The sequence below is a fragment of the Mesorhizobium sp. M0437 genome (assembly GCF_040321335.1).
Classification (GTDB): domain Bacteria; phylum Pseudomonadota; class Alphaproteobacteria; order Rhizobiales; family Rhizobiaceae; genus Mesorhizobium.
In genome coordinates this window covers 55,577-64,855 of record NZ_JAMYRK010000014.1, presented here as the reverse complement: position 1 = coordinate 64,855, position 9,279 = coordinate 55,577, and the positions used below count along the sequence as shown (strand labels likewise).

Here is a 9,279-nt window from a genome sequence, read left to right as displayed (position 1 = left end):
AAACGGGAAGGAACAAAAATGCGTGTCTATTACGATCGCGATGCCGATCTCAACCTGATCAAGGGCAAGAAGGTCGCCATCATCGGCTATGGCAGCCAAGGCAGGGCGCATGCGCTCAACCTCAAGGATTCCGGCGTCAAGGACATCGCCGTCGGCCTCAAAGCCGGCTCGGCGACCGCCAAGAAGGTCGAGGCCGACGGGCTCAAGGTGATGAGCGTAGCCGATGCCGCCAAGTGGGCCGACCTGATGATGATGGCCACGCCGGACGAGCTGCAGGCCGACATCTACAAATCCGAGATCGCGCCGAACATCCGCGATGGCGCAGCGATCGCCTTTGCCCACGGCCTCAACGTGCATTTTGGCCTGATCGAGCCCAAAGCTTCGGTTGACGTCGTGATGATCGCGCCGAAGGGGCCTGGCCATACGGTGCGCGGCGAATACCAGAAGGGCGGTGGTGTGCCGTGCCTGGTCGCGGTCAACCAGGACGCTTCGGGCAATGCGCTCGACCTGGCGCTCTCCTATGCCTGCGGCGTTGGCGGCGGCCGCTCGGGTATTATCGAGACCAATTTCCGCGAGGAGTGCGAGACCGACCTGTTCGGCGAGCAGGTGGTGCTGTGCGGCGGCCTGGTCGAATTGATCCGCGCCGGCTTCGAGACACTGGTGGAAGCCGGCTACGCGCCGGAAATGGCCTATTTCGAGTGCCTGCACGAGGTCAAATTGATCGTCGACCTGATCTATGAAGGCGGCATTGCCAACATGAACTACTCGATCTCGAACACCGCCGAATGGGGCGAATATGTCTCGGGCCCGCGCATCATCACCGCCGAGACCAAGGCCGAGATGAAGCGCGTGCTGAAGGATATCCAGACCGGCAAGTTCACCTCGGAATGGATGCAGGAATACCGCGCCGGCATGTCGCGCTTCAAGGGCATCCGCCGCAACAACGACAGCCACCAGATCGAGGAAGTCGGCGCCAAGCTGCGCGCGATGATGCCGTGGATTTCGAAGAACAAGCTGGTTGACAAGGCCAAGAACTGAAGGACGTCCACGTTCGTTTCGTTACCCGTCCTCGGGCTTCGCCCTGCGGGCGCGTGGGAATTTCCATGAACAAGCTGGTCGACAAGGCCAAGAACTGATCGCAATTTCATTGCCGATCAAGAAAGGCCGGCGGAGCGATCCGCCGGCCTTTTCGCATCAAGATCGTGTGGTTTCCAGGCTTCTGGACAGGCGCACTATCCTCATCACCGTGATATGCCTGTGCGGGGCATGGCACAAAAGTGCCAAGGGGGTGAGAGTTGGAACTCAAATTTCTGTTGATCGGGTTTGCCTGCGCGGTTGCCGGCATGCTCTCCCTCGTCACCTTGCTGAAATGGTGGGAGGTGAGGGCGGTCAGCCGCTGGTCTCCGACGCCGGGAAAAATCATCTCGTCGCGGGTCGAGGCCCGCGAGGTGACCAGTTCGGGATCCGGTTCGGACAGCAGAGGGTCGACCGAAATCCGCAACTTCCCGGCAATCACCTTCGAATACAAGGTGAACGGCAAGACATTTCGCAGTTCGCACTACAGCGTGCAGGAGAACCTTGGAAACTTTGCAGTGGCGGAAACCCTTGCGAAATTTCCAAACGGGGCCGGCGTAACCGTCTTCTACAATCCGGCCGATCCAGCCAAGGCGGTGATCGAACGCACCATGCCCGACGGCTCCTTCAAGTTCATGGTCCAGCTTTCGGCCGGGCTGGTGGTCGGCGCGCTTGTATTGGTCTTCTCCGTCGGCGGCGTCCTCGAAGCGATCCGGCCGTTTTTGCCCAGGCCGCAGAACCTCGGCGCCGCTGCCCTGCTGCTTTTCATGGGATTGTTTGTCCTGCGCATGGGCTTTGCCCAGAAGTCACTTGCGGAACAGGCGGCCAAATGGCCGATCACGGCAGGACGCATCGATGCTTCGGGCCTGCAGAAATTCGAGACCCGCGACAGGTCCGGAGGCGGCTATCGGCCCTGGCGGACAGTCTTCAAATCCCGCGTCGTCTACAGCTATAGCGTCGCCGGCCAGCGCTACGCCGCCGATCGCATCGCGTTCGGCGCAAACGTGACGGCTTCGCTGCCGAGCCTCGTCAGCGGTCGATCGCAGCGCTACCTCCAGGGCGACAAGGTCGAGGTCCACTACGATCCCGACAACCCGGTTGCAGCGGTTCTCGAATGCAGGGTGAGCGGGCTCTGGCTCCTGTGGGTCTGCGCAGTTGGCCTCCTCGGTGGAGCCGCGCTGCTGGTAGGCGTCATCTGAAGCTGCTGTCCTAGGCTGCATATCCAGCGGAAAAAGACGCCTGTCTTCAGCATCTGACAAGAACTCCGCTGTCGAAGCCAGGCCATGTCAATCTCACCGTCGCCCCGTCGACCACAATATGGATGACACGGGAGAACGGCTCTTCGGCCGACGGGTCGGATCCGTAGCATTGGCTGGCCCGAGCCACCCAGCCCGTAGGCGTCTTGAGAAACGATGCGTGTTCGCAGCCGAGAGCAGGGACCGACAGCGCGTCGCGGTACAATGTGTAGACAGTCTGGCGTTGAACATCCGCAACGGCGGTACAGTTCGATCTGTCCCCGGACCATGTGCCCACATAGGGTTCCGTGGCAAAGGCGCTGCCGCACGTAAATGTTAAGATCGAAATGAGCATCAAGAGATTTCGCATCATCGATTCTTTCTTTTCGACGCGGCCTTGGGCCATGCTAAAGCATCGATGCTCAAACTTCACAATGATGCTGCTCCAAGGGACTTAAATGATCATCCGCAAAGCAGCAGCTATTTTTCTGAGCATGCTGAGCCTGTTGCAAGCAGCGAACGCAACAGAATGTTCGCTCAGCCATGCGACCTATCGCGAGCCGCGTTCGGGAGCGACGATACAGTTCCGGCCAACCAACAACGAGCCGGCCGCGCTGACGACCGAGGTCTTTTCGTTGATCGTGCCCAATACCGACATTCGTCTGCCGTCGGACATTACCTGGACCAATGGCAAGTACTCCTTTCCTGTGGGCACGATCCGGCACACCTGCACCGACGACGATCGTGAGGCTGGTCTCGAGGACGGCACCGGGCTGTGCAGAGTGTGGGATGGGCAAGTCTATGCGTTCAATGCAGGCGGTGCCGAGCAGTTGAATTCCCGCGAAGCCTCGCCGGCACCGGCAGGGTTGCTGTTGCCTGACTTCGGCGCGATTTTTACCGAATGGCCCGATTTCGCCAATGCCAATCCCGACGGTTCAGCCTGGGATGCCTTTACCTTGTCGGGTTGCAGCGATGAATAGCAAGAGACTGCCGGCCTGCATCTGCGCCCTGCCGGTCCTTGTTGCCATGGCAACCGGCGCTCGTGCCGACCAAAGCAAGCCGTCGCGTCCGCCTGTCGACAAATGCGCTTGGGAACGGCTGGCGGACAGGGATGTCGGGCTGGCTGCCTGGGTGCAGCGTTGCGATTTCGGTCTTCGCCGGATTCATTTCGAGCTTGGCGGCAATGCTCTTGCCATCAAATACAGCGACGGCGGGCCGGCCGATCCTGTCGTCGAAGTCTTCGATATGCTGCCTGGCGAGGCCGCCGATGCTGCGTTGCAGCGCATTTTTACGGAGAAGACCGAGAAAGCCATCAGCACACGTTGCGTGCTCATGCCTTACACCGAAGGGGCGACGCCCGCGCGCATCCTCCGGTATGTTTTCAGTCCCAATGCCGCCTATCGTGAGGAATTGAAGACCGTCGCCAACCCTGACGAGGTCGGCGTACCGCCTTGCGGCGAATGGGGCGAAGCCCCGGACGGCATTCAGTATTTCGAGGTGCAATCACCCGAACTGCGAAAGCTTCTATTCGTTCGCGTCGGCCAGGATGAGCCGCTGTTTGACGAGCAGACACTGCGAGTCCTGCCACCCGGATAGCGCCGGGATCTCAGCCGTAGTGCCAACTGGGCTTTGGTTCGGTACCGGTGAACATCACGCCGATACGATCCTCGCGGCGCCAGCGGACCACGGCCTTGTAGGCAATGCCGTCGGTCGGAACATAGAGCAGGAACTCATCGGGCACGCGCGCGTCGATCGAGACCTTCAATTCGGCGCCGCCGGCGTGCATGTTGCGCAGCGTGCATGTGACCTCGGAATTGCTCACGCCGGTCAGGATCGTCGCGCCCTTCAAGACGCGCTGCCGGTGTTTGTCCCTCTGTTCGTCCTCGGCCATCGCACGCAATCCAGCCATTTTTCGCGTCTCGGGCGTTCTGATCGGGAGGATTATTAGACCTGCCTGATAAAAATAGCGTTATCAGCAGTCGGGACTGGGCGATGTTCGCGGTTCCTGGCTGGAAGAAAAAGGCGCCGCGAAGCACGGCGCCGAATGATGCTTGTTGTCGGCCTGCTTACCTATAGGGCGAGTAGCATTGCTGGCGCGGCCCGTAATAGGGCTGGAAGGTGTTGTCCCAGGCGCGGTACGACCGGTAGCGATTGTAACACCATTGGACATGAGCACTGGAAAGCCGCCCTGCGCGATAATAGCGGCGCGGTGGCGGCGCGTCGTAGTAGTTGTAGCTGTTGTACAGGCTGCCAAGGCCGAGGCCCAGGCCCAAGCCAAGAATCGCGGCACCCGCACCATCATCATAGTAGCCGCCGCGGTAATGGCGGCGATGGTGGCGCCAGCGCCAGCTGTCGTCCCAGCCGCCATTGTCCCAGTGTCTCGAAAAATGACGGCCGCGGAAATTGTGGGACCGCCATCTCCAATCGTCGCCGCCGTGCCATTGCCGAAAGCCGCGATTGCGCCAACGCCAGATCTGCCTGTCATTGCCGCCTGCCCAATCTTCACGAATTTGCACGATGTCGGCAGCGTTGCCCGCCACCGGCAGCAGGGGTTTGGGCATCGGCCCGGCAAGCGACGGGGCCGAGAGGCTGGCGATCAGACCGAGGGCCATCAGCCCGGATCTGACGGAAGATAAAAAGAGCGGTTTCATCGCACTCTCCGAAATTCAGGCCCCACGCCCAGAAACCTCGGGGAAGGGCCTATTGATGGAACTTTCCATCTGAACGGAAGATGAACAAAAAGGTTCCGTCAACCATGGCGAGCGCGCGATCAATCAGAGCCGCCTGGTTTCTGCGCCCTTGTTTTCGGGCGCGCTTGCGGGCAAAGCTCAAAGCCATGTCGCTGCGCCTTGCCACCTTCAACGTCGAAAACCTAATGAACAGGTTTGATTATTCCGGATACCGCAATCAGCTCAACGAAGATCGCACACTGGCGCTTTTCGACATCCAGAGCGAGGCCGAATACAAGATGCTCGAGCAGGCGCGGGCGATCGCGCAATCCGACGACACGCGCCAGTTGACGGCGCTGGCGATCGCGGCCACCCGCGCCGACATCATCTGCATGCAGGAAGTCGACAATATCGAGGCGCTGAGGGCCTTCGAATATGGCTATCTGTTCAAGATGGTGGGGCAAGGCTACCGGCAGAAATACACCACCGCCGGCAATGATTCGCGCGGCATCGACGTCGCCGTGATGATGCGCAACGAGACCGCGCAGGGCCAGCCAATCGAATTCGTGCGCATGACTAGCTACGCCTATGTCACGTTCGAGCAATTCGGCCTGCACACGGCGGAATTGGCAGCGCTTGGTCACCAGGCCAATGAACGCATCTTCCGACGCGACTGCCTGGAAATCGATCTGACGGTCGCTGGCGCGCCGTTGACGCTGTATCTCGTGCATTTCAAGTCGATGGGCTCGCCCCGTAACGGCCTCGACGGCCGCGAGGCGACAATGCCGCTGCGCATCGCCGAGGCGCAAGCGGTGCGCCGGATCATCGAGGAGCGCTTCGGTAAGGATAATGCCGCCGACAAGCGCTGGGCAATCTGCGGCGACATGAACGACTACCGGCAGCGCGTGAAGATCACTGGCGATGTTTTCGACGGCCATCGCTTCGAGGTGATCGACGAGACCCGGTCCTGCATCGACGTGCTCACTGCCGGCGGTTTTTGCGAAAACACGGTCGAGCGGCGGCCGGAAATGGACCGCTGGACTTTCTATCACACGCGCGGACCGGAAGAGCGGCATCTCTGCCAGCTCGACTACATCCTTTTGTCGAGGGCGCTAGCCAGGCAGAACGCCACCGCCGTTCCCGATATCATCCGTAGCGGGCAGCCTTGGCGCACCATATTTCCGGCGGGCCAGGAGGTCGAGCGCTTCCCACGCGCCGGGTGGGACCGGCCGAAGGCATCCGACCATTGCCCAGTAGCAATTGCCCTCGACATGGTGTGAGACAGGCGTGAGTTTCGATTTGCCGCGCAACGTCATCCTGCCGGTCGATGCCATCGACGTCAGGCTCGATTCCGGCCCGCATCCGTTCGAGCGCGATCATGCCGACGCGATCGCGGCGAACTGGCGGCGTGAGACCGCGGCCAAGCCGGCGCTTTTCGACGGCACCGTGGTGCTGCTTTCCGCTCTCAGCTATCGCGACAATCGCCTAGTCGGCCGTTGCCATGCGGTGCGTTATTCGACCTTCATGCTTTGGCGCAGCAATCGACAGGTGCCTGGCGCCGAACATGCCTACGCGCACGCCATGCTGGTCGCCGGCGACAACGCGTTGGTGGCGATCCGTATGGCACCGCATACGGTCAATGCCGGGCGCGTCTACTTCGCCGCCGGTTCGTTCGAGCCAACCGATTTCCGCGACGGCATTGTTGACGTCGACTTCAACATGATCCGCGAGGTACTGGAGGAAACCGGGCTCGATCTATCAGGTGCGACACGCGGCAGGCGCTATTACGCCCTGTCGACGGCAACCGGCACGGTGATCTTTCGCCGCTACCGCGAGACGGCCTCCGCCGACGACCTGGCACAGCGGATCAGTGCATTCGTCGCCGCCGAATCAGAGCCTGAAATCGAAGGCCCCGTCATCATCCGCAATGCAGCCGACCTGCCGGACGGGCTGATGCCGCATATGAGACCGCTGATCGAATGGCACTTTGCGAGCGAGCAAGGTTTCCAACTCTAACGTCGTAGCCTACCTTCAATAGCCTTGCGGTCGTTGCGGGCGGCAACAAAATACAACAGCACGCCGAGACCCAGGAGCGCGCCCATCGCCGTTCCCATCGTCTGCCCAATTACCTGCTGGAAGTCAGCGGTGACGCGATCGGGGTTGTCCATCCCATAAAGGATCAAATTCCACCAAAGCCCTGCCAAGGCGGCTTCGACGATCACAATCGCCAGAGCCAGTCGCGCTTTCTTGCTCATCCATTGTTCCCCCCTTAGTCCCCAACAGCATTGTTATCATTGCAGAATGTGCTGCGACAAGGGCAGGTTGCATAAAAAATTGGCAGCGTCTGGAGGCGACACTTGCTGCAATGCCTATTCATGCCTCAGCGCGTCGATCGGGTTAAGCCGCGCGCCGCGCAGCGCCGGGAAGAAGCCGAACACCATGCCGATCAGCGCGGAAAAGCCGACCGCAAGCAGGATGACCGCCGGGCTTGGCGCAAACGGGATCGTCAGCGTTAGCGAGGCGAGGCCGGCCAGCGCCAGGCCGATCAGGATGCCGATGATGCCGCCAAGCAGCGACAGCACGGTTGCCTCGACCAGAAACTGGATGAGGATGTGCTTTTCGTGGGCGCCGATGGCGAGCCTGATGCCGATCTCGCGCGTGCGCTCGGTTACCGACACCAGCATGATGTTCATAATGCCGATGCCGCCGACGAGCAGGCTGACGCCGGCGACGGCGCCGAGCATGCCAGTCATGGTGGTGGTCGCGCTGGCCATGGCATCGGCGATCTGGGTCATGTCGCGGATCGAGAAATCATCGTCGCGGTCGGGCGTGATGCGGCGTGTGTCGCGCAAGATGTCCTCGACGCGCTGCTGCAGCACCGTGGTTGGCGTACGGTCGTCGGCGGCGACATAGATCGAATCGATGTCGCGATTGCCGGCAATGCGACGCTGATAGGCGGCGAGCGGCATCAGCACGACATTGTCCTGGTCCTGGCCGAAACCGGTATAGCCCTTCGGTTCGAGCAAGCCGATGATCTTGCAGGAAGTGCGGTTGACGCGGATGATCTCGCCTTCAGGGTCGCCGGCGCCGAAGAACTGCTGGCGCACCGTCTCGCCGATGAGGCAGACGCCGGTCCCCGAGCGGGTTTCCGAATCGCTGAACGGACGGCCCGAAACCAGCTTCCAGTCGCGGGCATCGAGATAGACGCTGTCGGTTCCGGTGACGCCCGAGGTCAGGCTTTCGGTGCCGAAAATGACGCGCACCTGCTTTTGCGACGCCGGCGAGATGGCACGCGCGCCGTCCAGATGCGCGACAAGCGCTGCGAGATCTTTGTCGCCCAGCGGTCGGACGACCTGATCGAGCCCTCCAGGTCCGCCAGGCCCGGCCGGACGGCCGGAACGGATGACGAGCAGATTGCTGCCGAGCTTGGAAATGTCGGATTTGACCTTCTCGGTGGTGCCCGAGCCGATGGTCAGCATGGCGATGACGGCGGCGACGCCGATGACGATGCCGAGCAGCGTCAGGAACGAGCGCAGCACGTTGCGGCGGATGGAGCGGAGCGAGAGGCGAACGGTTTCCCAGATCATGGCTAGGCCATCTCGAGATTGGCTGTGTCCAAGGCGACATGGCCATCGAGGAAACGGATCGTGCGCTGCGCATAGCCGGCAACATCGGCTTCGTGCGTGACCATGGCGATAGTCAGCCCGAGCTCGCTGTTCAGCTGCGTCAGGAGTTCCATGATCTCGTGCGTGCGTGCGGTGTCGAGATTGCCGGTCGGCTCGTCGGCAACGAGCAGCGTCGGCCTGGTGACGATGGCGCGGGCGATCGCCACGCGCTGCTGCTGGCCGCCGGACAGCTCGGCTGGCGTATGATGCTCGCGGCCGACAAGGCCGACCTCGGCAAGCGCCTGCATGGCAAGGCCGCGACGCTCGCGGGCACCAACGCCGCGGTAGATCAGCGGCAGTTCGACATTCTCCGCCGCCGTGGTGCGCGGCAAGAGGTTGTAGCCTTGGAAGACGAAGCCGACATAGAGGTTGCGCAGTACGGCGCGGCGATTGCGATCGAGACGGCCGGCGTCGATGCCTTCGAAGCTGCAGGTCCCAGCGGTCGGCGTGTCGAGGCAGCCAATGATGTTCATGGCCGTCGATTTGCCCGAACCGGACGGGCCCATAATGGCGATGAATTCGCCGCGCCTGATGGCGAGGTCGACGCCGGCCAGCGCATGCACCCGGGCTTCGCCCTGGCCATAGCTTTTCCAGACCTTGTCGAAGCCTATGAGGGTGGTCGCGCCCGATGCCACG

12 protein-coding genes are annotated in these 9,279 nt (G+C 61.6%); 6 read left to right on the top strand and 6 right to left on the bottom strand.

The features are described from left to right. Positions 1 to 18: 18 nt before the first annotated feature. The 4 genes from ilvC to NKI72_RS11740 all read left to right on the top strand — a co-directional run bounded on the left by ilvC (position 19) and on the right by NKI72_RS11740 (position 3,905). On the top strand, positions 19 to 1,038 hold the full coding sequence (ilvC, locus tag NKI72_RS11755; protein ID WP_352831149.1) for a ketol-acid reductoisomerase: 1,020 nt from the start codon (positions 19 to 21) through the stop codon (positions 1,036 to 1,038). Positions 1,039 to 1,295: 257 nt separating this feature from the next. Next, on the top strand, positions 1,296 to 2,273 hold the full coding sequence (locus tag NKI72_RS11750) for a DUF3592 domain-containing protein (protein ID WP_352831147.1): 978 nt from the start codon (positions 1,296 to 1,298) through the stop codon (positions 2,271 to 2,273). Positions 2,274 to 2,767: 494 nt separating this feature from the next. After that, complete coding sequence (locus NKI72_RS11745; RefSeq protein ID WP_352539589.1) at positions 2,768 to 3,289, top strand: hypothetical protein; 522 nt, start codon at positions 2,768 to 2,770, stop codon at positions 3,287 to 3,289. Beyond that, positions 3,282 to 3,905, top strand: a complete 624-nt coding sequence (locus tag NKI72_RS11740; RefSeq protein ID WP_352831145.1) for a hypothetical protein — start codon at positions 3,282 to 3,284, stop codon at positions 3,903 to 3,905. Before NKI72_RS11745 ends, NKI72_RS11740 begins: the two co-directional genes overlap by 8 nt. 10 nt (positions 3,906 to 3,915) lie before the next feature. Here the strand turns inward: NKI72_RS11740 and NKI72_RS11735 are convergent, their stop codons facing one another. From NKI72_RS11735 to NKI72_RS11725, 3 genes are all read right to left on the bottom strand, one after another. Continuing rightward, complete coding sequence (locus NKI72_RS11735) at positions 3,916 to 4,200, bottom strand: PilZ domain-containing protein (RefSeq protein WP_352470452.1); 285 nt, start codon at positions 4,198 to 4,200, stop codon at positions 3,916 to 3,918. A 175-nt stretch (positions 4,201 to 4,375) separates the two neighbouring features. After that, on the bottom strand, positions 4,376 to 4,960 hold the full coding sequence (locus NKI72_RS11730; RefSeq protein WP_352539591.1) for a BA14K family protein: 585 nt from the start codon (positions 4,958 to 4,960) through the stop codon (positions 4,376 to 4,378). A 49-nt stretch (positions 4,961 to 5,009) separates the two neighbouring features. Continuing rightward, positions 5,010 to 5,147, bottom strand: a complete 138-nt coding sequence (locus tag NKI72_RS11725; RefSeq protein ID WP_352470206.1) for a hypothetical protein — start codon at positions 5,145 to 5,147, stop codon at positions 5,010 to 5,012. Between NKI72_RS11725 and NKI72_RS11720 the strand changes: the two genes are divergently transcribed. After that, a complete protein-coding gene (locus NKI72_RS11720) occupies positions 5,146 to 6,258 on the top strand; it encodes an endonuclease/exonuclease/phosphatase family protein (RefSeq protein WP_352539592.1) in 1,113 nt (370 codons plus the stop codon). The two genes, NKI72_RS11725 and NKI72_RS11720, sit on opposite strands and share 2 nt — an antisense overlap. A 7-nt stretch (positions 6,259 to 6,265) precedes the next feature. Further along, positions 6,266 to 6,994, top strand: coding sequence for a hypothetical protein (locus NKI72_RS11715; protein WP_352831143.1), 729 nt, complete (start codon positions 6,266 to 6,268; stop codon positions 6,992 to 6,994). On the opposite strand, the gene NKI72_RS11710 is transcribed toward NKI72_RS11715, so the two are convergent. The 3 genes from NKI72_RS11710 to NKI72_RS11700 all read right to left on the bottom strand — a co-directional run bounded on the left by NKI72_RS11710 (position 6,991) and on the right by NKI72_RS11700 (position 9,278). Beyond that, positions 6,991 to 7,233 (bottom strand): hypothetical protein, encoded by a 243-nt coding sequence (locus tag NKI72_RS11710; protein WP_352636669.1) that lies wholly within the window; start codon positions 7,231 to 7,233, stop codon positions 6,991 to 6,993. The two genes, NKI72_RS11715 and NKI72_RS11710, sit on opposite strands and share 4 nt — an antisense overlap. Before the next feature lie 114 nt (positions 7,234 to 7,347). Beyond that, positions 7,348 to 8,565, bottom strand: coding sequence for an ABC transporter permease (locus NKI72_RS11705; protein WP_352815349.1), 1,218 nt, complete (start codon positions 8,563 to 8,565; stop codon positions 7,348 to 7,350). A gap of 2 nt (positions 8,566 to 8,567) precedes the next feature. Beyond that, on the bottom strand, positions 8,568 to 9,278 hold the full coding sequence (locus NKI72_RS11700) for an ABC transporter ATP-binding protein (protein WP_352831141.1): 711 nt from the start codon (positions 9,276 to 9,278) through the stop codon (positions 8,568 to 8,570). Between the last annotated feature and the right edge of the window lies 1 nt (position 9,279).